General features: G+C 69.1%; 27 protein-coding genes. 19 read left to right on the forward strand and 8 right to left on the reverse strand.

Annotated features, from left to right (window positions below; translation table 11 throughout):
* The first annotated feature begins 6 nt into the window (after positions 1-6).
* From AC4BGC_RS00070 to AC4BGC_RS00140, 15 genes are all read left to right on the forward strand, one after another.
* Positions 7-741 (forward strand): CoA transferase subunit A, encoded by a 735-nt coding sequence (locus tag AC4BGC_RS00070; RefSeq protein ID WP_490553843.1) that lies wholly within the window; start codon positions 7-9, stop codon positions 739-741.
* Positions 738-1403, forward strand: coding sequence for a 3-oxoacid CoA-transferase subunit B (locus AC4BGC_RS00075; protein WP_490553844.1), 666 nt, complete (start codon positions 738-740; stop codon positions 1401-1403). Before AC4BGC_RS00070 ends, AC4BGC_RS00075 begins: the two co-directional genes overlap by 4 nt.
* Before the next feature lie 97 nt (positions 1404-1500).
* A complete protein-coding gene (locus AC4BGC_RS00080; RefSeq protein ID WP_490553845.1) occupies positions 1501-2298 on the forward strand; it encodes an IclR family transcriptional regulator in 798 nt (265 codons plus the stop codon).
* A 103-nt stretch (positions 2299-2401) separates the two neighbouring features.
* Positions 2402-2926 carry a flavin reductase family protein gene (locus tag AC4BGC_RS00085; protein WP_490553846.1) on the forward strand — a complete coding sequence of 175 codons (525 nt, stop codon included), beginning with the start codon at positions 2402-2404 and terminating at the stop codon, positions 2924-2926.
* Between the two features lie 50 nt (positions 2927-2976).
* Positions 2977-3912, forward strand: a complete 936-nt coding sequence (locus AC4BGC_RS00090; RefSeq protein WP_490553847.1) for a fumarylacetoacetate hydrolase family protein — start codon at positions 2977-2979, stop codon at positions 3910-3912.
* A gap of 7 nt (positions 3913-3919) precedes the next feature.
* Complete coding sequence (locus AC4BGC_RS00095) at positions 3920-4696, forward strand: cupin domain-containing protein (protein WP_490553848.1); 777 nt, start codon at positions 3920-3922, stop codon at positions 4694-4696.
* 175 nt (positions 4697-4871) lie between these two features.
* Complete coding sequence (locus AC4BGC_RS00100; protein ID WP_490553849.1) at positions 4872-6140, forward strand: ABC transporter substrate-binding protein; 1269 nt, start codon at positions 4872-4874, stop codon at positions 6138-6140.
* A complete protein-coding gene (locus AC4BGC_RS00105) occupies positions 6137-6895 on the forward strand; it encodes an ABC transporter ATP-binding protein (RefSeq protein WP_490553850.1) in 759 nt (252 codons plus the stop codon). Before AC4BGC_RS00100 ends, AC4BGC_RS00105 begins: the two co-directional genes overlap by 4 nt.
* Positions 6895-7605 (forward strand): ABC transporter ATP-binding protein, encoded by a 711-nt coding sequence (locus AC4BGC_RS00110; RefSeq protein ID WP_490553851.1) that lies wholly within the window; start codon positions 6895-6897, stop codon positions 7603-7605. Before AC4BGC_RS00105 ends, AC4BGC_RS00110 begins: the two co-directional genes overlap by 1 nt.
* The gene (locus AC4BGC_RS00115; protein ID WP_490553852.1) at positions 7605-8474 is read left to right on the forward strand and encodes a branched-chain amino acid ABC transporter permease; all 870 of its coding nucleotides are present in this window, start codon (positions 7605-7607) and stop codon (positions 8472-8474) included. The genes AC4BGC_RS00110 and AC4BGC_RS00115 overlap by 1 nt, the downstream gene beginning before the upstream one ends.
* On the forward strand, positions 8471-9493 hold the full coding sequence (locus AC4BGC_RS00120) for a branched-chain amino acid ABC transporter permease (protein ID WP_490553853.1): 1023 nt from the start codon (positions 8471-8473) through the stop codon (positions 9491-9493). The genes AC4BGC_RS00115 and AC4BGC_RS00120 overlap by 4 nt, the downstream gene beginning before the upstream one ends.
* Before the next feature lie 50 nt (positions 9494-9543).
* Positions 9544-10506, forward strand: coding sequence for a helix-turn-helix domain-containing protein (locus AC4BGC_RS00125; protein ID WP_490553854.1), 963 nt, complete (start codon positions 9544-9546; stop codon positions 10504-10506).
* Positions 10507-10627: 121 nt separating this feature from the next.
* Entirely contained in the window at positions 10628-12421 is a 1794-nt protein-coding gene (locus AC4BGC_RS00130; RefSeq protein ID WP_490553855.1) for an FAD-dependent oxidoreductase, read from the forward strand.
* Entirely contained in the window at positions 12421-13479 is a 1059-nt protein-coding gene (locus AC4BGC_RS00135; RefSeq protein ID WP_490553856.1) for a maleylacetate reductase, read from the forward strand. The genes AC4BGC_RS00130 and AC4BGC_RS00135 overlap by 1 nt, the downstream gene beginning before the upstream one ends.
* Positions 13476-14372 (forward strand): dioxygenase family protein, encoded by an 897-nt coding sequence (locus AC4BGC_RS00140; RefSeq protein ID WP_490553857.1) that lies wholly within the window; start codon positions 13476-13478, stop codon positions 14370-14372. Before AC4BGC_RS00135 ends, AC4BGC_RS00140 begins: the two co-directional genes overlap by 4 nt.
* A gap of 32 nt (positions 14373-14404) precedes the next feature.
* On the opposite strand, the gene AC4BGC_RS00145 is transcribed toward AC4BGC_RS00140, so the two are convergent.
* From AC4BGC_RS00145 to AC4BGC_RS00170, 6 genes are all read right to left on the reverse strand, one after another.
* Positions 14405-15187 carry an IclR family transcriptional regulator domain-containing protein gene (locus AC4BGC_RS00145; protein WP_490553858.1) on the reverse strand — a complete coding sequence of 261 codons (783 nt, stop codon included), beginning with the start codon at positions 15185-15187 and terminating at the stop codon, positions 14405-14407.
* A gap of 4 nt (positions 15188-15191) precedes the next feature.
* Positions 15192-15869 (reverse strand): 3-oxoacid CoA-transferase subunit B, encoded by a 678-nt coding sequence (locus AC4BGC_RS00150; RefSeq protein WP_490553859.1) that lies wholly within the window; start codon positions 15867-15869, stop codon positions 15192-15194.
* The gene (locus AC4BGC_RS00155; RefSeq protein WP_490553860.1) at positions 15866-16555 is read right to left on the reverse strand and encodes a 3-oxoacid CoA-transferase subunit A; all 690 of its coding nucleotides are present in this window, start codon (positions 16553-16555) and stop codon (positions 15866-15868) included. Before AC4BGC_RS00155 ends, AC4BGC_RS00150 begins: the two co-directional genes overlap by 4 nt.
* Positions 16552-17760 (reverse strand): thiolase family protein, encoded by a 1209-nt coding sequence (locus AC4BGC_RS00160; protein WP_490553861.1) that lies wholly within the window; start codon positions 17758-17760, stop codon positions 16552-16554. Before AC4BGC_RS00160 ends, AC4BGC_RS00155 begins: the two co-directional genes overlap by 4 nt.
* An 88-nt stretch (positions 17761-17848) precedes the next feature.
* Positions 17849-18220: a nuclear transport factor 2 family protein gene (locus tag AC4BGC_RS00165; RefSeq protein ID WP_490553862.1), complete on the reverse strand. Its 372-nt coding sequence runs from the start codon at positions 18218-18220 to the stop codon at positions 17849-17851.
* 211 nt (positions 18221-18431) lie between these two features.
* The gene (locus AC4BGC_RS00170; protein WP_490553863.1) at positions 18432-18629 is read right to left on the reverse strand and encodes a hypothetical protein; all 198 of its coding nucleotides are present in this window, start codon (positions 18627-18629) and stop codon (positions 18432-18434) included.
* A 359-nt stretch (positions 18630-18988) separates the two neighbouring features.
* On the opposite strand from AC4BGC_RS00170, the gene AC4BGC_RS00175 reads away from it, so the two are divergent.
* From AC4BGC_RS00175 to bla, 3 genes are all read left to right on the forward strand, one after another.
* On the forward strand, positions 18989-19303 hold the full coding sequence (locus AC4BGC_RS00175; RefSeq protein WP_490553864.1) for a hypothetical protein: 315 nt from the start codon (positions 18989-18991) through the stop codon (positions 19301-19303).
* 64 nt (positions 19304-19367) lie between these two features.
* Positions 19368-20312, forward strand: a complete 945-nt coding sequence (locus AC4BGC_RS00180; protein ID WP_490553865.1) for a hypothetical protein — start codon at positions 19368-19370, stop codon at positions 20310-20312.
* A 247-nt stretch (positions 20313-20559) separates the two neighbouring features.
* Complete coding sequence (bla, locus tag AC4BGC_RS00185; protein WP_490553866.1) at positions 20560-21393, forward strand: class A beta-lactamase; 834 nt, start codon at positions 20560-20562, stop codon at positions 21391-21393.
* A 365-nt stretch (positions 21394-21758) separates the two neighbouring features.
* Here bla and AC4BGC_RS00190 read toward each other — a convergent pair whose 3' ends face one another.
* Positions 21759-21962, reverse strand: a complete 204-nt coding sequence (locus AC4BGC_RS00190) for a hypothetical protein (RefSeq protein ID WP_490553867.1) — start codon at positions 21960-21962, stop codon at positions 21759-21761.
* Between the two features lie 155 nt (positions 21963-22117).
* Between AC4BGC_RS00190 and AC4BGC_RS00195 the strand changes: the two genes are divergently transcribed.
* The gene (locus AC4BGC_RS00195) at positions 22118-22300 is read left to right on the forward strand and encodes a hypothetical protein (protein WP_490553868.1); all 183 of its coding nucleotides are present in this window, start codon (positions 22118-22120) and stop codon (positions 22298-22300) included.
* 44 nt (positions 22301-22344) lie between these two features.
* Here AC4BGC_RS00195 and AC4BGC_RS00200 read toward each other — a convergent pair whose 3' ends face one another.
* Positions 22345-23424, reverse strand: coding sequence for an MsnO8 family LLM class oxidoreductase (locus AC4BGC_RS00200; protein WP_490553869.1), 1080 nt, complete (start codon positions 23422-23424; stop codon positions 22345-22347).
* Positions 23425-23965 lie beyond the last annotated feature (541 nt).

A 23965-nucleotide genomic window follows, 5' to 3' on the forward strand; every position in this document is an offset into this window, starting at 1 on the left:
TGACGGGTGGACAAGCTCGTCGCGTCCGCCGCCGAGGCGATCGCCGACATCCCCCACGGCGCGACCATCGCCGTGGGGGGTTTCGGCACGTCCGGGGTGCCGTGGACCCTCGTGCAGGCCCTCCGCGACCATGGCGCGTCCGGCCTCACCATCGTCACCAACAACTGCGGGGTCAACGGTGCCGGTCTCGCGATGCTCCTGCACGACCATCGGATCGAGCGCGTGATCGCGTCCTACATCGGCCAGAACAGGGAGTTCGCCCGGCAGTACCTCGCCGGAGAGATCGAGGTGGAGCTCAACCCGCAGGGAACCCTTGCTGAACGCCTGCGCGCCGGCGGCGCCGGGATCGCCGCGTTCTACACACCGACGGGCGTCGGGACCCTGGTGGCCGACGGTGGGTTGCCGCGTCGTCACGGTCCGGGAGGTGTCGTCGTGACGGCGTCGCCACCCAAGGAGGTCCGACGATTCACCGTCGACGGACGCGAGCGCGAGTTCGTGCTCGAGGAGGGCATCGTCAGCGATTTCGCCCTGGTGAGGGCGGCCGTCGCCGACCGCCACGGCAACGCGATCTTCCACGCAGCGGCCCGCAACTTCAACCCTGACGTCGCCATGTCGGGTCGGATCACGGTCGTGGAGGCCCACGAGGTCGTCGAGCCGGGGATGCTCGACCCCGACGCGGTTCACTTGTCCGGAGTCTTCGTCCAACGTGTGGTCAAGGCGCCAGAGGAGGTGGCCCAGTGACGGGGAAGGGCTGGGGCCGAGATGAGCTCGCGCGCCGCGCGGCCCAGGAGTTGGTCGACGGCCAGTGCGTCAACCTCGGCATCGGTCTGCCGACCCGTGTGGCGGACCACGTCCCGGCGGGGGTGCACGTCGTGGTGCACAGCGAGAACGGTGTGCTGGCGGCCGGCCCGTCTCCTAATCCCGAAGAGCTGGATCCCGATCTCATCAACGCGGGCACGGAGCCGATCACGGTGCTGCCGGGGGCGTCGTTCGTGTCGTCCTCGACGTCGTTCGCGATGATCCGTGGCGGGCACGTGGATGTCACGATCCTGGGGGCCATGCAGGTGTCGGCCCTTGGTGATCTGGCCAACTGGATGGTCCCTGGGCAGCTCGTCAAGGGAATGGGCGGTGCCATGGACCTGGTCGCTGGTGCGCGACGAGTCATCGTGCTCATGGAGCACGTGGACCGCAACGGTGCGCCGAAGCTCCTCACGCGGTGCACCCTGCCGCTCACGGGACGGGGCGTCGTCGATCGGGTCGTCACCAACCTGGCCGTCATGGACGTCGCAGACGAGAGCTTCGTCGTGCGCGAGCTGGCGCCCGGGGTGGCGCCGCAGGACGTGGTGGACCAAACGGGTGCGCGAGTCACGATGCCAGGATTCCGCGCAGGACCGTCCCGGTAGGCGATACTCCTTGGATGGAGACGATGTGAACGATCAGGGTGCTGAGTCGGGGGCCTCGTCCGGCGGTAGAGGCCGTGACTCAGGGCAGGTACGTGCGGTGGCCCGTGCCACCCGAATCGTGACGGCACTGGCCGAGCACCCCTTTCCCCTGGGGATCGTCGAACTGGCCCAGCTCGTCCAACTCTCGCCCGCGAGCGTGCACCGAATCCTGATGACGCTGGTACAGGTGGGGTGGGTCGAGCAGAACACACGGACCGCGAAGTATCGCCTCGGCATGCAGACGACCGGCGTGGGCATGGTGGGCCTGGTGTCCAACCCGGTGCTGCACGATGCTCGGATGTTCTTGTCGCGGCTGGCGGAGTGGTCGGGACATGATGCTGTGCTGAGCACGTTGGTCGGTTTCAAGACGGTGCAGCTGATTCGGGTGGCGGGCGCGCACACCGAGTTCATCGAGTTCGAGCCGGGGCATCCGCAGCCCGCGCACGCGATGGCCGACGGCAAGTTGTTGATGTCGTACATGCCGGCGGAGCAGCGGCGTCGGCTGTACGAAACCCAGCCGTTGCGGATGTTCACTCCCAGCACGATCACCGATCCGAGTGGGATCGAGCGGGAGTTCGCGGCCATCCAGGAGCGCGGCTACGCGGTGGACAACTTCGAACGGTTCGCCGCCGGACGCGGCATCGCAGCCCCCGTGATGGATACCGAGGGTCGCCCGATCGCGGCCATGCTGTGCCTGGGCAAGATCGAGCCCGAGCGCGACGATGAGATCGTCCAGCAGATGCTGGCGCTGACGCGCGAGATGTCGGAGCGGCTCAAGGGGGCCGGCGACCTGCCGGCCTCAGCCCTGGACCTCGCCGACCCCGACGAGCTGCCAGGTCCGTCCACGCCCGCCTGACCCCGTTCCTCGACCGGTTGGTCTACAAGGGTTGACGGTCGTGTTTCGCATGCCCTACAGTCCACTGAAATCAGATTTCATCAGACGGAATAGGGGGGTGGGAATGACGGCATCACCCGAGGGGCCCGAGCCCACTTCGGCGGCCTCCGATCTCGGCCGGGAGTTCCGAAAGGTCCTGAGCCACCTGCCCACCGGCGTCGTCCTGGTGGCTGCGCACACCCCGAGCGGCCCGGTCGGGATGGCGGTCAACTCCATCACCTCCGTGTCGCTGGACCCGCCGCTCGTCTCGATCTGCGTCGCCCGCACGTCCACGACGTGGCCGCGCATCCGGGGGGCGGGCAGGTTCTGCATCAGCGTCCTGGCCGATCACCACGAGCAGACGAGCCGCCGGTTCGCCGCGCCGGGCGAGGATCGATTCGCCGGTGAGACGTGGCACGACGAGCCTGCGGGTCCGGCGCTTGACGGCGCCGTCGCCCGCCTCGACTGCGAGATGTACGCCGAGTACGGGGCCGGCGACCACACGATCGTCGTCGCCCGCGTCGCGGATCTCGAAGCCGTCGAGGACGGTCGCGCGTTGGTCTTCTTCCGCAGCCAGTACGGCCGATTCGTGCCGCACGACCAACCCTGAGCTCATTCCCATCCACCGAACCACCGCACATCACCAGAGAGGCATCACCCATGAAGCTGCTCTTCTTCGACGACTTCAAGCTCGGAGTCCTGCACGATGGCCTGGTCGTCGACGTCAGTGGTGAGGTCAAGGACATCGCCGCTGCCCACCCGCAGGACGTCATCAACGGCGTCATCGCGGGGTGGCAGGAGTACCGGGGGCGCCTCGAGGCCGCCGTCGGTGCCGGAGTCGGAGTCCCGCTGGAGTCGGTGCGCGTCCGTCCGCCGCTGCCGCGTCCGTCGAACATCGATTGCATGGCGCGCAACTACATGGAGGACGGCACTCTCGCGGAGCGCCCCCCGATCAACGGGTTTGCGAAGTCGCCGAACTCGATCATCGGCCACGGCGACACTATGGTGCTGCCCGACATCCCCGCCACGATCTTCGAGGGGGAGGCCGAGCTCGCGATCGTCATCGGCAAGCGGGCGCAGAACGTCCCTGTTGCCGAGGCCTACGATCACATCTTTGGTTACACCAACTTGATCGATGGCTCCGCCCGCGGCATCCCGCCGATGCAGAACGCCTTCTACCAGATGAAGTCGCGCGAGACCTTCTGCCCGATCGGCCCCTACCTGGTCACGGCCGACGAGGTGCCGGACCCGCAGAACCTGCCGGTGAAGCTGTGGAACAACGGCGAGCTGAAGCAGAACTTCAACACCAACGACATGGCGTACGACATCGCCGAGTCGGTGGCGTTCGTCTCGGCGATGCACACCCTCGAGCCGGGTGACATCATCGCGACCGGCACGAACCACCGGGGCCTGCACTCGTTCCAGGACGGCGACCAGATCGATCTCGAGGTCGGCAACCTCGGGCGTCTCACCGTCCTGATCAAGGACGACCTGCACCGGACGTGGAGCCGTCAGACTCGCCTGGAGTGGACCGAGGGCGGCAACGAGGGCAGGACGCCTCCGCAGCTCACCGGGCCCTACGCCCCGTCGGCCTGATCGGCTCGTGAAGATCCTTCGGGTCCGCTCCACCTCCTCGGAGGTGGAGGTGGGGACGGGTCTGCTGCCCTACCGTGACTCTCGCGTCAAGGGTCCGGCCGACGTCATCCCCGCGACCGCGTTCTGGTTGACGCGAGCGCGGGTGGACGACGTGCCGGACCCGGCGGGGCTGGGATGTCACGCCGTCGTGGTGCTCTCCGGCGAGCTGGGCGTCGCGCCGCGGGGGGCCGCGGCCCGGACCCTCACGGCGGGCGACGTGCTGTGCGCCGACGTCCGCAGCGCGGACGACCTCGGCCTGTCCTGGGACGGGTTCGCGTGGCTGCTCTACGTCGCGACGGACGGCTGGCTGCCCGACCTCGGCGACAACGAGGCACGCCCGGACGCCGAGACGCGAGCCGGTCGTCCATTGCTGACCTGGATCTACGATGACGGCGGCACCTCGCGTTCCGAGCCCCTCCGGTGGCCGGCTGACCTCGCACCGGTTCCGCCGGTGGAGGAGTGGCCGAAGTCCCTCGGAGCCTTCGTGACTCGCCGGGACTACGGGGACGATGGCTACGTGCCGGGCGTCTGGCACAACGGACCGCGGTCCCAGCTCGGCATCACCCTGAACGGCCGGGCCGAGAACGAGACCGGCGACGGGACGATCACGTCGCCCGTGGCCGGCGACATCGCCTTCATCGACGACGTCACCGGCGACGGGCACCTGACGCGCGGGCAAGGGGACCGGTGGATGCTGTTCGTCACCGTCGCTCCCGGGCACCTGGAGCTCACCCCGGAGCGGTGAGCCTCAGAGGCGGGAACCGGCCGCAGGCCGGACGGTGTGCCCTTTCGGCCATCGGTTCGTAGATGTGCCCTGTATCGGCGCGAACAGGCGTAGTGCGTGATGCACGTCACACACTGGGAGCCGCAGAGGCACTGCGCGTCGTTGATCTGTCACGGCATTCGGCTCAGGAGGATTCATGAGAATCTCACGCACGCTCATCTCGACGGCAGCCGCCGCACTGGTGGTCTCGCTGTCGGCCTGCTCGGGGTCGGTGGGTGGAGGCGACTCCGCCGCCAGTGACAAGACCCTCACGATCGGGTTCGTATCGACGACGACCGGCTCATCGGCGCCGTTCGGCGAGGCCAACACCTTCGTGGTGGACGAGATGAAGTCGTACTTCAAGAAGAACCCGCTGAAGGTCGGCGGCGACTCGTACGACGTCGAGATCGTCGTGAGAGACGCGCAGAGCGACTCGACGCGTGCCGGCGAGGTCGCCTCGCAGCTCATCAACAGCGACAACGTCGACGTGGTCATCGCGTCCTCGACGCCCGACATCGTGAACCCGGTCTCGGAGCAGTGCGAGGCCAACTCCGTTCCCTGCATCACGACCGTGGCGCCGTGGCAGCCGTTCGCCATCCGCAGCGGTGACAAGCCCGCCGACCTGAAGTACAGCTACCACTTCTTCTGGGGCCTTGAGGACGTGGCCGCTGTGTACTCCGACATCTGGAGCCAGGTCGAGAACAACGGCAAGGCCGGTGGCCTGTTCCCGAACGACCCGGACGGCCAGGCGTGGGGCGCCAACTTCCCGGGGCTCACGAAGGAGTCCGGGGTCACGATCGACGACCCGGGCAACTACGCGAACGGCACCAAGGACTTCTCGGCGCAGATCTCGGCGTTCAAGGGCAGCGACATCCTGCTCGGCGTCCCGATCCCGCCGGACTTCACCACCTTCTGGAAGCAGGCCAAGCAACAGGGCTACGAGCCCAAGGTCGCCACGATCGGCAAGGCGCTGCTGTTCCCGTCCTCGGTCGAGGCGCTCGGCGACATCGCAACCAACCTGTCCAGCGAGGTCTGGTGGACGCCGACGGCGCCGTACACGAGCTCGCTGACCGGCCAGAGCGCGAAGGAGCTTGCGGACGCCTACGAGAAGGGGACCGGGCAGCAGTGGACCCAGCCGCTCGGCTTCGCCCACGCGCTCTTCGAGGTCACCGCAGGAGCGGTGCAGGAGGCGGGCTCGACCGACGCGGACGCGATCACCGCGGCCATGAAGTCCCTCGCGGTGCAGACCGTCGTCGGCGACGTGGCCTGGGGCAAGGACTCGACCATCCCGGCATACGTGGCCAAGACGCCGCTCGCCGGTGGCCAGTGGCGCCCGGGCACCGACCACCCGTACGACCTGGTGGTCGTCACGAACAAGCTCGCCCCCGAGGTGCCGCTGGGCGGCAAGGCTGAACCTCTCCCGTGAGCATCGACGCTGGCCCGGCCCCGTTGATGCGTGCAGAGGGTCTGGCCAAGCGGTTCGGTCGGGTGACGACCGCCAACAGTGTCTCCTTCCACGTCAGCGCGGGGGAGGTGCTGGGGGTGGTCGGTCCGAACGGCGCCGGGAAGTCGACGCTGCTTGACATGGTGAACGGGGGGCAGCGACCCGATGCGGGGTGCATCGTGTTCGACGGGCAGGACGTCACGTCGCTCGACGCCGCGGCCAGGGGGAGGCGCGGGATCGCCCGTACGCACCAGATCCCGCGCCCGTTCGGCGGGCTGACGGTGTTTGAGAACGTGCTCGTCGGAGCCAGCTTCGCCGGCCAGACCCGACGCAGCGGAGCATACGATCGCGCCCACGAGGCCATCGAGACGTCGGGGCTGGCGCACGTCGAGAACGTCCAGGCCTCCAGCCTGCGCCTCCTGGACCGCAAGCGACTGGAGCTCGCCCGTGCTCTCGCGACATCGCCCCGTCTGCTGCTGCTGGACGAGATAGCCGGTGGGCTGACCGACCGGGAGCTGCCCGAGCTGATCGAGGTGATCACCCGCCTCCGCGACTCGGGGATGGCGATCATCTGGATCGAGCACATCGTGCACGCGCTGCTGCAGGTCGTGGACCGGCTGATGTGCCTCGCAATGGGGGATGTCGTGGCGACGGGCGATCCGCACGCAGTGATGAGGAGTCCCGAGGTGACCGAGGTGTATCTCGGCAGCATCCCCGAGCCGGACGAGGACGCCTGATGGCCGCGCTGCTCGAGCTCAACGCCGTGGACGTCCACTATGGGGACTTCCACGCTGTCCACGGGGTGTCGATGACCTTGGAGGAGGGCGAGACGCTCGCCGTCATGGGCGCGAACGGTGCCGGCAAGTCGACGCTGCTCAAGGCAGTAGCGGGGCTGATGGGCACTGCCAACGGAACCATCCGGTTCGGCGGGCAGGACCTGGCTCGCATGGCCCCCCACGAACGAGTGGCCGCTGGAATCTCGCTGGTCCCCGAGGGGCGCCGGGTGTTCAAGTCGCTCACCGTCGAGGAGAACCTGCAGGTCGGCGCGTACACCAGGCGGCCGGGTCCGTGGAACCTGTCGTCGGTCTACGCCGCGTTCCCGCTGCTGGCCGAGCGCCGGGCCCGCGTGGGCACTCACCTGTCCGGGGGCGAGCAGCAGGCCACGGCGATCGGCCGCGCCCTCATGGCGAATCCACGCCTGCTGCTGCTGGACGAGGTCTCGCTCGGCTTGGCGCCGGTGGTCGTCAAGGACATCTACCGCGCACTGCCGGTCATCACCGCCCGCGGGACGACCGTCCTGGTCGTCGAGCAGGACGTCTCCCAGGCGCTGGCCGTCGCGGACCACGTCCAGTGCCTGCTGGAGGGCAGGACGGTGCTCGAGGCGCCCGCCTCCGCGGTTACCCGCGACCAGGTGGCATCGGCCTACTTCGGTCTGGAGGACCAGTGATGGATTGGGTCAACGCCCTCGTGCAGGGACTTCTCCTCGGCGGTCAGTACACCTTGCTGGCCTGCGGACTGTCGCTGATCTTCGGCGTCATGCGCATCGTCAACCTGGCGCACGGAGCGCTCGCGGTCGCCTCGGCCTATGTCGTGCTGTTCCTCGTGGACGAGATCGGGCTGCCGTTGCCCATCGCGCTCGTCCTGTCGGTGGCCGTGGCTGCCGTCGTGGGCTACGCGCTGCAACGTGGTCTGCTCAACGTTGCGCTCTCCCGCGGCGAGCTGGCGCCCCTGCTGGTGACCTTCGGCCTGGCCGTGATCGTCGTCAACGTCCTCCAGGAGACCGCCAGCTCCAACTCGCGCAGCATCGGCATCGGTGACCTGGCAACGTCCAGCATCCGGGTCGTGTCCGGGCTCTCGATCGGCGTGTTCTCGCTCATCACCTTGGTGGTCGCGGTCCTGGTCGTCATCGGCATCCAGCTGTTCCTGGCCAGGACGCGGACGGGCCGCGCGATGCGGGCCACCAGCGACGACCGGGAGGCCGCGCAGCTCATGGGCATCGACCACCGGCACCTGTACGCCCTCGCCACGGCGATCGCCGTCGGCAGCGTCGCCCTCGCCGGGGCCTTCATCGGGATGAGCACCCAGTTCACCCCGGGATACGGCGACCTGGTGCTGATCTTCGCCTTCGAGGCGGTCATCATCGGCGGCCTCGGATCCCTCTGGGGGACCCTCCTCGGAGGGCTGGTCCTGGGCGTCGCGCAGACCGTCGGCGCCCAGATCGACCCCGCCTACGGAGTGCTGTTCGGCCACCTCGTCTTCCTCGCCGTACTCGCCTTCCGTCCGAGCGGACTGATGCCAAAGATGGTGACCGCATGACCACGACCACGTCGACCCGATCGGCATCACCCCGGGTGGACCGCGGTGGACGAGGCTCGTTCATCGGGCTGGGCGTCCTGCTCATCGGGGTGCTCTTCCTGGCCCTCTGGGTGCCGTACAACGTGTCGCTCGGTGGTCTGACCGACCTCGTGGGGCTTTTCGCGCTCGTCATCATGGCGACCACCTGGAACCTGCTGGCGGGCTACGGCGGGCTGGTGTCGATCGGCCAGCAGGCCTTCGTCGGCGCCGGGGGGTACGGAGTCATCTACGTGGCCGACCAGATCGGTGTGCCCTTGGTGGCCGCCGTGGTTCTGGCAGGGGTGGTCTGCGCAGCAATGGCCCTGCCCACCTCCTTCCTGGTGTTCCGGCTGGTGGGCGGCTACTTCGCGATCGGGACGTGGGTCGTGGCCGAGGTCTTCAAGCTGGTGACGACCCAGATCGACGCGCTCGGCGGGGGATCTGGCCTGTCGCTGGAGGCGTTCAGAGGCGTCGACCGGGTCGATCGGGTCGCCACCGTCTACTGGCTGGGTCTGACCCTCGCGGTCCTTGTGGTCGTCGGTACCTATCTGCTCATGAGGTCGCGGACCGGCCTGGCCCTCCTGGCCATCCGGGACGACCCGACGGCCGCGGCGAGCCTCGGCGTCTCCGTGCGCAGGTCCCAGCGGATCGTCTACGTCCTGTCGTCCGCCGGAGCGGGTCTGGCCGGGGCGCTGATCGCGATCAACACGCTGCGGGTCGCTCCCGACTCGATCTACTCGGTCAACTACAGCGCGTTCATGATCTTCATCGTCGTCATCGGCGGCATCGGGACCATCGAGGGACCCGTCATCGGTGCAGTGATCTTCTTCGTCCTGCAGCAGCAGCTGGCGCAGCAGGGCACGTGGTACCTCGTCGCCCTGGGCATCGTGTCGATCCTGGTGGTGCTGCTCGCCCCGCGAGGGGTGTGGAGCCTGTTGTCGAGGGGCCGGTTCTCCCTCTTCCCGGTGGCGTTCCAGGTACGTCGTCACGCCGTCGAGTAGGGTGCGAACATGACGTGGATCACACCGGTGCCGCGCGGCGGGACGTGGTCATGAGCGTGCCGTCACTGATCGAGTTCTCCACGGTGGGGCTGCCCGACCACGACCGTATCGAGCTGTGGGAGGGGCACAACGCCGAGGCCCTGGTCGGGCTGCGGTGCCGGACGCTGGACGCCTCGCAGCTCGAGGCGACCGAGATCAACCTGCAGTTGGACTCGATCGGTCTGGCCCGGGTCGTCGGCACCTCCCACGTCGTCGAGCGCGACGCCGACCTGATCCGGCGTCGGCCCTCGGGCTCCGTGGTCATGTACTTCAGCCTGGTCGGCGAGGCGTTCTTCTACTCCGAGGACGGGGTGCGAACGGTCAGCCCCGGCCAGCTGCTGCTGTGCGACGCGGACAAGGCCTTCATGCGCGGGTTCTCGCGAGGGCTGGAGGAGCTCGTGGTGAAGATGCCGCGCTCGGTCTTCGACGACGTGGCGGGGCCGAGGTCGCTGGCCGATCCGATGGTCTTCGACTTCAGCAAACGAGGCAATGCGCACGCCGCCGCGCTCGCGCAGCACGTCAACAGGGCCACCCGCGCCGGCAGTCCCGTACCGCCCGACGAGAAGGCCATCCTGGAGCTGATCGCCGTGCTGGCGAACGGGGCCCGGGACGACCGGAACACGGCTCACCGCGCCGCCGCCAAGTCGTTCATCGAGCGGCGGATCGCCGATCCGTCGTTGTCGGCGACCATGGTCGCCGACGCGATCGGCATCAGCGCGCGGCACCTGTCGCGCGTCTTCGCCGCCGACGGGGTCAGCGTGCCGCGCTACATCCTCGCGCGACGCCTGGACCTGGCCCGCGCCCTGCTGGAGAAGCCGGCGGCGACCTCGATGACCATCGCGGAGATCGCCCACCTCTGCGGCTTCGCCTCGGCCACGCACTTCTCGAACGCCTTCGTGCTGAAGTTCTCCGAGCGGGCCTCGGACGTGCGTCGCGACGCGGTGGCAGCGCGCTCAGCCTCGTCCGCTTCCTGAATCGGCCAGTTGTTGGGCTTTGCGTCCTGATCCGCCCCGACCACGGCGCCTCTCGTACGTGACGGACGACACTGGGTCCGTACGCCCGCACGTGTAGCGGGCATGACGAGAGGTGACCCGGATGCCCGTGTTCGACGACGGCCAGCAGATGACGGCACTGCCCGGCTCATCGGTGATCGAGACCGATGTGGTCATCGTGGGATCGGGCCCGGCGGGATCGTCAGCGGCGCTGTTCCTGTCGACGCTCGGCATCCCGAACATCATGATCACCAAGTACCGCTGGACGGCGAACACGCCCCGCGCGCACATCACCAACCAGCGGGCGATGGAGATCTTCCGCGACATGGGCATCGACGACCAGGTGCTGGCGGACGCCACCGAGCACGGCCTGGTCGGCGATACGGTCTTCTGCACCTCGATCGCCGGCGAGGAGATCGGCCGCATCCGCACGTGGGGGACCGGCGCCGACCGCGAGGCCGACTACCAGCTCGCCTCCCCGTGCCTGACGGTCGACATCCCTCAGACGTACCTCGAGCCGATCCTGCTCAAGAACGCCACGGTGCGCGGCACCCAGACCCAGTTCTCGACCGAGTACGTGTCCCACGTCCAGGACGCCGAGGGCGTCGACGTGTCGGTCGTCGATCGCCTGACCGGTCAGGCGTACACGATTCGCGCGAAGTACCTGATCGGTGCGGACGGCGCCCGCTCGAAGGTCGCCACGGACATCGACCTGCCGCTGGTGGGCTCGATGGACATCGCCGGGTCCATGAACATCACCTTCAAGGCCGACATCGCCGAGTACGTGGGTCACCGGCCCTCGGTGCTGTACTGGGTCATCCAGCCCGGCTCGAACGTGGGTGGCATCGGTGCCGGCCTGGTCCGCATGGTGCGGCCGTGGAACGAGTGGCTCATCGTCTGGGGCTTCGACATCTCCCAGCCCCCGCCGGTCGTCGACGAGGCTGCAGCCATCCAGATCGTCCGCAACCTGCTCGGGATGCCCGAGCTCGAGGTGGAGATCACCGGCACGTCGCTGTGGGGCAACAACGAGGTCTACGCGACCCACCTGCAGAAGGGGCGTGTCTTCTGCGCGGGCGACGCCATTCACCGTCACCCGCCGAGCAACGGCCTCGGCTCGAACACGTCGATCCAGGACTCGTACAACCTGGCGTGGAAGATCGCCGCGGTGCTGCGCGGCCAGGCGGGGGAGTCGCTGCTGGACACCTACTCGACCGAGCGAGCGCCGGTCGCCGAACGGATCGTCAAGCGCGCCAACCAGTCCGGCCGCGAGTTCGCCGATCTGTTCGTCGCTCTCGGCGTCACCGAGGCGAAGACCGAGCAGGAGATGATCGAGCGGATCGAGGAGCGCAAGGCCGACACCCCTGAAGGTGCCGCCAAGCGCGCCGCGCTCGTCAAGGCGATGGAGATCAAGAACTACGAGTTCAACGCGCACGGCGTCGAGCTCGGACAGTTCTACGAGTCGACGGCCGTCGTGCCCGGTGGATCCCTGCCGGAGCCGGAGCGCGACACCGACCTCTACTACCAGGTCTCCACCGTCCCGGGCAGCCACCTGCCGCACGCCTGGGTGGGTGACCACAAGCGCAAGCTCGCGATGATGGACCTGGCGCCGTACGACCAGTTCACCCTCATCACCGGCGTCGCAGGCTCGGCCTGGGAGTCGGCCGCCGAGGCGATTAGCGCCGAGCTGGGCGTGCCGGTCAAGAGCGTCGTGATCGGCCCCGGCCGCGAGGTCACCGACCTGTACTTCGACTGGTCGCGGCTGCGGGAGGTGCAGGAGAGCGGCGCGCTGCTGGTGCGTCCCGACAAGCACATCTGCTGGCGCGCCGACGAGCTCGTCGACGAGCCCGCCGCCGCGCTCCGCGAGGCGCTGATGACCGTGCTCTCGCGGGAGCGCTGATGGTGCGCTTCGTCCACGAGACGCTCGGCCAGCGGGTCCGCTTCGGCTCCGGTGCCGCGCGCGACGCCCTGGCGACGGAGGTCGAGCTGGTGGGCGCGAACCGCATCATGGTGATCGCGTCCGCCGAGGAGCGTGCTCTTGCCGAGGAGATCACCGAGGGGCTCCCGGTCACGGTGCTGCACGACGAAGTGGTCATGCACGTGCCGGTCGACGTGGCGGAGCGCGCGCGGCGGGTGGCGGCCGACCACGACGCCGATCTGCTGGTCAGCATCGGGGGAGGGTCGACGACCGGCCTCGCCAAGGCGGTGGCGCTGACGACCGGCGTCCCGATCGTGGCGGTGCCGACGACGTACGCCGGCTCGGAGGCCACGAACGTGTGGGGCCTGACGGAGGCCTCGCGCAAGACGACGGGAGTCGACGCGCGGGTGCTCCCACAGGCGATCGTCTACGACGCGGCCCTGACGGTCTCGTTGCCGGTCGACATGAGCATCGCATCGGGACTCAACGCCCTTGCCCACTGCGTCGACTCGCTGTGGGCGCCGCGCGCCGACCCGATCAACGGCGCACTCGCCGCGGAGGGCATCCGGGCACTGAACCTCGGACTGCCCGCCGTGCTCGACGACCCGAGCGGGCTCCCGGGCCGCGAGCAGGCGCTCCACGGCGCCTACCTGGCGGCGGTGGCCTTCGCGTCGGCAGGCTCGGGCCTGCACCACAAGATCTGCCACGTGCTCGGCGGGATGTTCGACCTGCCCCATGCGCAGACCCATGCTGTCGTGCTCCCGCAGGTGCTGGCGTTCAACGTGCCGGCGGCGGAGGAGGCCGGCGAGCGGATGGCGACGGCCTTCGGCAGCTCGTCCGCGGTCGACGGGCTCAGGAGGCTGCGCGAGCGGCTGGACGCCCCGACGGCCCTGCGTGACTACGGGATGCCCGAGGACGGCATCGATGCGGCGGCGCGGGCCGTCGTCGAGGCCGCACCGGCCGGTAACCCCACGTCGGTCACGACCGACAACATCTCTGCGCTGCTGCATGCCGCGTGGGAAGGAACTGAACCCCGATGACATCCCCTGACGGCATCTCGCAGGAGCAGCAGGCCCGCGAGGAAGCTTTGATCCAGCTGGTCCTGGCCTCCTTCGACGACACCCCCGACCCGCGGCTCAAACAGCTCGTGCAGGCGGTCGTCCGTCACCTGCACGCCCTGCTGCGCGAGGTCCGGCTGACGGAGTCGGAGTGGCAGAAGGCGATCGAGTTCCTGACCGCCGTCGGTCACATCACCGACGACCGCCGGCAGGAGTTCATCCTGCTGTCCGACACGCTCGGCGCGTCGATGCAGACCATCGCCATCAACAACGAGGCCGTCGGGGACGCGACCGAGGCCACGGTCTTCGGGCCCTTCTTCGTCGACGACGCGCCGCACGTGGAGCTCGGCGGGGACATCTCCGGCGCCGCTCCCGGCCAGCCCTGCTGGGTGGAGGGAACGGTCAAGGACATCGACGGCCACGCGATTGCCGGTGCGCGGATCGAGGTGTGGGAGGCCGACGAGGACGGGTTCTACGACGTGCAGTACACGGACGCACGCGTCGGCGGACGGGGTCACCTGTTCAGTGCCGACGACGGGTCGTTCAGGTTCTGGGCGGTCACGCCCACGCCGTACCCGATCCCGGCGGACGGCCCCGTGGGTGCGATGCTGACGGCGACCAACCGGTCACCCATGCGGGCCTCGCACCTGCACTTCATGGTCGAAGCTGCCGGTTGCCGGACCCTCGTCACCCACATCTTCGTCCGAGGCGACGAGCTGCTCGCCAGCGACAGCGTGTTCGGTGTCAAGGACTCGCTGGTGAAGGAGTTCGTCGAGCAGCCCGCGGGAACACCGACGCCGGACGGCCGCGACCTGGGCGACGCCAGCTGGAGCCGGGTCGAGTTCGACATCGTGCTCGCGCCCGAGCGGGCATGACGGACCGGGGCCGGCCGGCGCGCGCCTGAGCCTCAGGCCGTGTGGGCGAGGTCGGCGCGGACTGCGGCGGCCGCCGCCCGGAGGGGCGGCAGCGCGGTCGTCACGAAGTCGCCGGGGTCGCGCAGGGCCATCGACGCCGACACGTTGAGGGCCGCGATGACGACTCCACCGGCGTCGGTCACGGGCACGGCGAGCGATCGCAGGCCCTGCTCGAGCTCCTGGTCCACGAACGACCACCCCTGGTCGCGGACCCGGGTGATCTCGACCCGGAGATCCTCCGCAGTGTGGAGGGTCAGCGGGGTGAGGGCCACCAGGTCGGCGGACGCGAGAGATGCGTCGAGCGAGTCCGGCGCCATGCCGGCGAGCAGGACCCGCCCCATCGACGTGGCGTACGCCGGGAAGCGGGTGCCGACCGTGATGCCGACGCTCATGATGCGGCGGGTGGCGACACGCGCGACGTAGACGATGTCGGTGCCGTCCAGCACGGCCGCAGAGGTCGACTCGCCGAGCTCGGCGGACAGCCGTTCGAGATGTGGCTGGGCGATCTGGGGGAGACCGGACCCGGACAGGTAGGCCGTCCCGAGCCGGAGCACCTGGGGTGTGAGGCTGAACAGCCGGCCGTCGGTACGCACGAAGCCCAGCTCGACGAGGGTGTGCAGGAAGCGCCGGGCCGTCGCTCGGCTGAGGTCGGTGCGGACCGCGACCTCGCTGAGCGTCATCGCCGCGTGGTCGGCGTCGAAGGCCGTGATGACCGACAGTCCGCGAGCCAGCGACTGGACGAACTGCTCGCCGGCGACGCGCGGATCGGGAGTCATGGCCTCAGGCTTGCAGCCGGCGCAACGGGACGTCTACCCGGGTCGCGAGCTCCTCCACGGTGGTGCCGAAGGTCTCCAGGACGGTGACGCCTTCGGGGCCGGTCAAGAAGGTGGCGTGCTCGGTGTAGACCCGGCTCACGCAGGCCAGACCGGTCAGTGGGTAGGTGCAATGGGGCACGAGCTTGGCGGATCCGTCCTTCGCGAACAGGTTCATCATCACGAAGACGTCCTTCGCGCCGATCGCGAGGTCCATGGCCCCACCGACGGCGGGGATGGCATCGGGTGCGCCCGTGTGCCAGTTGGCCAGGTCCCCGTGCTCGGAGACCTGGAAGGCGCCGAGCACGCAGACGTCGAGGTGGCCGCCGCGCATCATGGCGAACGAGTCGGCATGGTGGAAGTACGACGCCCCCGGCAACTCGGTCACCGGGATCTTGCCCGCATTGATCAGGTCCGAGTCGATGTCGTCGCCGGTCGCGACCGGTCCCATCCCGAGCATGCCGTTCTCGGTGTGCAGGACGACGCCGGAGCCGGCGGACAGGTGGTTGGAGACCTGGGTGGGCTGGCCGATGCCGAGGTTGACGAAGGAGCCGTCCGGGATGTCGCGGGCCACGGTCGCGGCCATCTCGTCCCGGGTCAGGGGGTCGCGGTCGGGGTGCTCGATCGTGCGGTCGGCAGTCGTCATGCCGGTGTCTCCTGCTCCTGCGGGGTGGTGCCCACGTGCACGATGCGATCGACGTAGATGCCGGGCGTCACCACGGCCTCGGGGTCGAGGTCCCCGAGCTCCACGAGGTGGGACACCTGCACGACGGTCACGGCGGCGGCTGTGGCCATGACTGGACCGAAGTTGCGGGCGGTCTTGCGGTAGACGAGATTGCCCATCGGGTCGGCGGCGTAGGCACTGATGAGTGCGAGGTCGCCCTTGATGGGCAGCTCAAGGACGTAGTCGCGTCCGTCGATCGTGCGGGTCTCCTTGCCCTCAGCCAACGGCGTGCCGACGCCGGTGGGGCTGAAGAACGCTCCGATGCCCGCCCCGGCCGCACGCATGCGCTCCGCGAGGTTGCCCTGGGGGACGACCTCGAGCTCGACCCTGCCGGCTCGGTAGAGATCGTCGAAGACGTAGGAGTCGGACTGCCGGGGGAACGAGCAGACGACCTTTCGAACCCGGCCGGCGGCCAGGAGTGCGGCCAGACCCGTGTCGCCGTTTCCGGCGTTGTTGCACACGACTGTGAGGTCGGTCGCGCCGTGGTCGATCAGGGCGTCGATCAGCGCGACGGGCATCCCGGCCATGCCGAAGCCACCGATTAGGACCGTGGCGCCGTCCTCGACGCCGCCGACCGCCGCGGCGGCGTCAGGGGCGATGACGGTCATCGGGACGCCTGGCTGCCGGAGCCCAGTCGGTCGTTCTCGAGCACGACGGCCAGCGCCTGTCCGACCCCGATGCAGATGGCCGCGAGGCCCCATCGCTGATTCGACTCGACGAGCCGGTGCGCCAGCGTGCCGAGGATGCGGGCACCCGATGCGCCCAGGGGGTGGCCGATCGCGATGGCCCCGCCCTTGGTGTTGACGATCTCCGGGTCGATCTTCCAGGCGTCGACACAGGCGAGTGACTGCACCGCGAACGCCTCGTTCAGCTCCACGGCCTCGACGTCCGACCAGCTGATGCCGGCTCGCACCAGCGCAGCGTTGGCGGCCTCGACCGGCGCGAACCCGAAGTCCTGCGGGTCGAGGGCGTGGACGCCTCGACCGGCGATGCGGGCCAGCGGGTCCAGGCCGATCGACGTCGCCGCGTCGGCGGAGCCGATCAGGAGGGCCGACGCGCCGTCGTTGAGCGGGGAGGCGTTGCCGGCCGTGATGGTCCCGTCGGGGCGGAAGGCGGTCTTGAGCCCGGCGAGCTTCTCGGCCGTCGTGCCCTCGCGGATCGACTCGTCGCGCGGGAGGTCGACACCGTCGACCGGCACCACCAGATCGTCGTAGAAGCCGGCGTCCCAGGCGGCGGTCGCGAGCCGGTGCGAGCGGGCCGCGAACTCGTCCTGCCGTTCGCGGCTGATGCCGAACCGCTCCTGAAGCAGCTCGTTGCACTCGCCGAGGGAGGCCGTCCACTCCTTGGGCATCCGCTCGTTGACGAAGCGCCATCCCAGGGTCGTCGAGACGGCGGTCATGTCGGTGGCGGGGTATCCACGAGCGGGCTTCGGCAGCACCCACGGGGCACGGGTCATCGACTCCACCCCACCGGCCACGACCACGTCCGCGTCGCCGACCTCGACCGTGCGTGAGGCCATGATTGCGGCGTCAAGGCTCGATCCGCACAGCCGGTTGACGGTCACGGCCGGCACCGAGGTCGGGAGGCCGGCCAGCAGCGCCGCCATGCGCCCCACGTTCCGGTTGTCCTCGCCGCATCCGTTGGAGTTGCCCCAGAAGACGTCACCGATCGTCGACCGGTCGAGGCCTGGCGCCTTCGCGAGCACGCCGGACAGCGCCGTGGCCGCCAAGTCGTCGGGCCGCGAGGCGGCCAGGGCGCCGCCGTACCGCCCGAACGGGGTGCGGGTGGAGGCGTAGATGTGTGAGGCTGACATGGGTCTCCGGTTCGGTATGCGCACAAGTGTTCGTTGAATGAACAACCGTGAGCCTACCCAGGAATCGCCCGGGGGGCCAGTGCCGGTGTCAGACGCCGGTCGACTGGTGCATGACCAGCAGCCATGAGGCATCGCGCCGCACCCAGGCGGAGACCGTGACGTTCTCGAGCGATAGCTCGCGCTCGCCTGCCCGTAGGTCGAGGGACATGCTGCCCCGGACGAGGACGAGATCAGGCGTCACCAGGAGCGTGTGGACCGTGCTGTCGATCCGGTGGTAGTCGTAGAAGCCGCCACGCAGCTTCTCGAGGTAGGAGTCGCGGGTGTCGATGGTGCCGCTGGCGTGGACGTAGTGCAGGTCGGCGTCGCAGAGTGCACCGAACCCGTCCCAGTCGTCGGCCACGATCGCAGCGAAACGCTGCTTCTCGAGGGAGCGAATTGTGGTCTCGATGGCTGTGTTCACAAGGCGGAGCGTACGGGTCGTCCTGGGCTGCAAGCATCGGCGTGAACGGACCCCCCGGCACCGAACCTGCCGAGGAGGGAAATCGCGCATTCCGCACGGCCGGTGCGACGCAGCCTCGATGCACTCCGACTCGGGGACTCGCGGGATCTGTCGAGAGGGTGTCTGCCAGGCCAGGGCGTGGGTGCCCTGAGGTTCTCGTCGACGTGGGGCCCTAGACCTTCGGGATGTCGCCTCGGGGGTCACTCGGCTCGTGGTCGGCGTACGGCGCGTCGGGACACATGTCGTAGGTGCTTCCCGGGGTCGGGTCGAGCCAGCCGATCTCCGGAACCAGCACGATGTCCTGGCCGCAGTGGCGGCAGCGGGCGTGCCTGAGCGAGGTCCGGGCGACCCTGCGAACAAAGCGCGCCATGCTCCCCACGTTCTCGCCGGCACGCTGTCCACGGCAGTGTCGGTTGGCTGCCGGTTGTGGGTCAAAGGTCCTCGGGCAAGGAGGAGGAGCCCGGCGTCCGCATCGGATCGGGAGGACGAACTGCGATAAAGGCGGTCCTGTCCGACAGGCGACCCCAGCTCCGACGCCTGTCAACCGCTATAGCCCCGACACGGGCGCATCGACTGCCCGTCCGGTGCGTTCGGCAACGGGGAGCTCGGCGGCGGTGAGGGGCAGCTGATCGGGGTCGATGACCTGCCCTCGTCGCCACCAGTGGACCCGAGCTGCTGAAACGGCTGGAGAACGCCCCGGGTGCCGAGGGGCCCCGCGTCGACAAGGTGATGTCCCAGGTCACGGCGATGCTGCGGTCGGGACTGGTGCCGCGCGACCTCCAGGCGGCCATGTACGACGTGATCGCGCTGCTGCCCGGCGTGGTGATCACCGACGACCAGGCGAGCTTCGAGGGCCGCACGGGCACCGCGATCGGCGTACCCAGCTCGAACGGAAAGGATCTCAACGAGGTCATCGTCGACCCGGGGAGCGGCGACTACCTTGGACAACGCCAGACCCAGCTCGGCCGCGTGGGCGCCGTCCCGGCCCACGCGATCATGTACTCGGCATCGGTCGAGGTGAAGGTCGTCGACACCGCTCCGTGAGGGCGGTGAACGGGACCCTCGGCATCAGGTATTCACGGAATCCGGTCAGGAGGTGTGTTCAGCCATGACGACGAACTCCAGGACGGCCATGGAGGAAGTGCTCGTCGGTGGGCTGACGGACTGGACCGACGTGAGCTGGGCAGCCGGGGCGGTACGACCGCCCGAGGACGTCGATCCCGGCACGCTGCGTGACTCGACCCTGGCTCTGATCGCCGACCTCTTGGGCTCCGGCCTCGTGGTTGCCGGCGACATCGTGGCTGGTCGGCACGTCCCTTGGAACGCAGACTCGGCGGAGTCCGTCGATCGCATCTCCCGCGAATGGATCGAGAACTGGGGAGACGAGGTCCCGACGCCGGGAGCGATCGGATGGCTGGACAACACGGCGGCAGGAGATGAAGTGGCGCGCAGCGTGTTGGCGAGGGAGGGGATGGGGGCGACCGTGGCAGCAGGAGCGGGGACCGGGCCAGTACCTCCGATCCGAGCCACCGGAGATGGCCTGGACCGAACCTACGAGAGCCCGAGTGATCTAGCGACCGACCTGGAGTTCGAGTCCGAGCGCGAGTACGTCGAGGCCGGATTGCCGCTGACGAAGTTCGTCGATGCCCGGGGGCAGCGGTATCGAATTCTCGTGGCTTCACTGGAGGTCGTGCTCTGTGTGCGCGTCGCCGATGACTTCGATCCCCGTGGTTTGAAGATCTCAAGGATTCGCAGGGACGGTGCGGAGGTTGTGGTGGAGCGTTACGGGGAGGACGTTCATCGAGCACTACGCGCCTCCGAGGAACCAGACCGGAAGTTCGCTTCGGTCATCGACATCGGTCCGGCCCCTCAGGCGTTGCTGGTCGCAGGCTCGGAGCTCTTGGAGTCGGAGCTCGCGTGGCTCGACTTCGACGCTGCCTGGCTGTCGCTCGCAGATCCGGCTCCGCCGTTGGGGGCGCGCGACCTCGTCAGGGCGATGTCCGCACGCTTCCGGCGTACGGTCGGCCGGCCGAGGCCCCGTCGCCGGTCGTGACCGCGAGCGCAGGCCGGGGAGATCCGGCCCTAGGGCGAACGCCGCATGCGGCCGTTCCTCGCGGTGCTGACACACTCATCAACCCGACACCTCCACCTGCTGAGAGGAACACATGCGTCTGTGGCCCGTCGCCACCGCGCAGCGCACGCCGGCTCGGGATGCAGCGCGCACAGTCCTGGTCGTCCTTGCCGTAGCCCTGTCGGGAGCGTGCGCCTCAGAGACACCCCAGGGTCGTGACGAGCCGACCGTGTCAGCCACCCCGACCCCCCCTGGGGAGAGCGAGAACCGCGCGCCGTCCGAGCGGGCGGAGCAACGGCTCCGCACGCTCGAGAAGCGCTACTCGGCCCGCCTCGGCGTCTTCGCGCTCGACACCGGCACCGGCGCCACCGTCGCGCACCGCGCCCACGAACGGTTCGCCTTCGCCTCGACCTTCAAGGCACTGGCGGCTGCCGCCGTCCTCGACCGGACCACTCCGGCCGAGCTCGACCGGGTCGTCAGGTACGACGCCTCGGACCTCGTCGCCCACTCGCCGGTCACCGAACGTCATCTGGGGGCCGGGCTGTCCCTGGGGCGCATCGCCGAGGCGGCGGTTCGGGAGAGCGACAACACCGCTGGCAACCTCCTCCTCGAGCACCTGGGCGGCCCCGCCGGCTTGCAGAAGACCCTCGAGGCGCTCGGTGACGACGTCACCGTGTCCGTCCGCACGGAGACCGAGCTCAACGAGGCCGCCCCCGGCGACGTACGTGACACCACCACTGCGCACGCCTTCGCGAGCGTGCTGAACTCCTACGTGCTGGGCGATGCCCTGTCGGCGGACGACAGGAACACCCTCCAGCGCTGGATGAGCGGCAACCGCACGGGGGAGACGCTGATCAAGGCGGGCCTGCCGCAGGGGTGGCGCGTCATCGACAAGTCCGGCGCGGGCGGACGCGGAACACGCAACGACATCGCGGTCGTCTGGCCGCCCGGGGCAGCCCCCATCGTCCTCGCGGTGTTCTCCGACCGCGCGGACGCCGACGCGGAGTACGACGACCAGCTGGTCGCCGACGCTGCCCGGGTCGTCGTCCAGTCGCTGCGGTGAGCACCTGCCACAGGGTGACCTGACATCCATGGCTGCCTGTTCTCGCGGAATCGCGCTCGATGGACTTGATGACTAGCTAGCCCGAACCGCCGGCTCATCACCGACCCACCAACGGCTCTGGGTCTTTCGGCACACCGGCCCCGTAGCCCGAGGCCGCGCACGCCTTCGCGAAGGCTGCCGCTGCCAGCTCCGAGCCTGCGGCGCCAGGGACTCTCGGGTGCACTCGATCCGTGTCGCAGCGACCGCGGTGGGAGGACAGCGTGTCCATGTCGCACAGGCTGCTCAGGTAACGCCGCTTGGGTCACCTCAAGGTCGGCGCCTGCACCCTGCCCCTGCTCGATCGTGAGTGCCGCACGTCGGAGACATCAGGCCGCACCTCGACCGGCAAGTCCTGGCGTCACGTCGGTGATCATGTCTTCCTGGCCGCCGACGAGGCCGCGTTTGCCCACCTCGATGAGGATGGTGCGGACGTCGACGCCGTAGCGCTCAGCTGCCGCCTCGGCGTGGCGCAGGAAGCTGCCGTAGACACCGGCATAGCCCAGTGTGAGGGTCTCCCGGTCGACGCGCACGTGAGCTGGCCGCTGGTCCCTGTCTCGCATACCCATGAGCTGGATGCGAGCGGTGTCGCGGTCGTCCTCGCTCGGGCGCTCGCTGAGGGGAAACGGTCAAAGCCAGCCGCTGCGCTGGCTGCCTACGAGGCTGCCCGCCAACCCGGACTGCCCAGGTGCAGACCAGCTCCCGTTCCAACCTCGCTGCTCGTGCCGTCACTGACGGCCTGCTCGGCAAGCGGAACTGGTGGTCGCCCGCGTGGCTACGCCGGATCCACGACCGGATCGGGGTTCGTGAACGTTCCGTGGTCGGCACCGAGGACGATCCGGGTGTACGCGTGGGCGCACGTGCCCGGTGATTGGGCTGGGCCGGCGCAGGTGAGGTCGAACTCGACGTCGTCGGTCACCACGTCGTCGAACGGGACCGGCCCGTCGTGGCCGTGGCGGGTGCGGCTCCCCGTGGGGGGAGGCCGAAGGCGTGCGCCAGAAGCTCGTGGGAACGGCGACGGTCGACGGGGTCGACGATCAGGTCCTGGACCATGACCTCGTCAGCGCCGCTCTCCTCCAGCATTGTTTCCAGTGTGGCGCGGACGTCGTCGGGCCCGCCGGCCACGAAGCGCGGCCACTGACCGTCCACGATTGTCGTCGGCTCGTCCAACTGGGTCGGAGTCATCTCCCGGGCGGCTTCCTCAGGAGTGGGTGCCATCACCGAACCTGCGGCCCGGCCGGCGCGGCTGAGTCGGGCGTAGTAGCCCTTGGGGGAGTTGGCCAGGCGCAGGCCTTCATCTGTGGTTTCGCCGACGGCCACGTTGACCGCCAGGATCGCCCGTGGCGAGTCCAGCCCGAAGCCCTGGGCCTTGAACTGTTCGCGATAGTGGCGCAGGGCCGGTGCGGCACCGGGCGGGTTGATGAAGCCGGCGAAGGTGTAGCCGATGCCGAGAGCGGCGGCAAGGTTCGACCCGTTCGGGCTGGAGCCCAGCAGCCAGGTCTGTGGCACTTCGGGCACGGTGGTCATCAAGGGGTGCTCGGCGAACGGGTGGTCGTCTGGGAAGGACTCGTACAACCAGGCCAGTGTCTCCAGCACCTGCTGTTGGTGATTGACCTGAGCCGGGTTCTCACGGTTCTGCTGGAAGGCGAGGTCGAGGACCGGCCCTGCGGTGGCCCGGCCCATGCCCAGGTCGATCCGCCCGGGCGCCATCACCTCGAGCTGCTTGAACATCTCGGCCACCTTGAACGGGCTGTAGTGGTTCATCAGTACGGCCCCCGACCCCAGTCGGATCTCGCTGGTGACCATGGCGGCGGCTGCGATCAGCAGCTCGGGGTGGTGGGAGGCACCCGATCGGCTCAGGTGGTGCTCGGCGAACCAGATGCGGTGGAACCCCCGTTCCTCGGCATGGCGGGCGGTGTCCAGTGCGTCGGACAGGGCGTCCTTCTCGGTGGTTCCTGGTGCGACCGTCGCGAGATCGACGATGGACAACTTCATGGGGGGTGCTCCTCGGTCTCGATGACGGCGTCCGGTGACGCTAACGGAGCCGCCGGCCCCGGTGGCTCTGCTGGGGCACCTCGAGCGCCCGGGGCCGGGCGGTAGGCCCTCGAAGTCGTCAGGAGACCCCACATTCTCCGATCAGAGATATGGCACGGCAGGGGTCAGAGATACGGCGCGGTAGAGGGACGGCTCGGACAGGTGGCGGTGCGATCTGCCCGATGTTTTCTCCGGGACCGCCGACCCCAGTCCACGGCAAGTCGATGTGGGTAGCGACATACCACTCACTCGACCCACCACTGCGCACGCCTTCGCGAGCGTGCTGAACTCCTACGCGCTGGGCCACGCCCTGTCGATGGACGACCGGAACACCCTCCAGTCGCTGCGGTGAGCACCTGCCGGCAGGCCCAGCCGGCTGACCGTCGTACGGGACTCGCGTCCCTCGCGAGGCGGGAAAACCATCCGGACCTCCGTGACCTGACTTGGCCTACGCGACGCGCCTGGCCCACACCGCTCTCGTAGTACGAGCCAGGCTCGGCTC

This window comes from Nocardioides sp. Z38_18 (assembly GCF_058215695.1).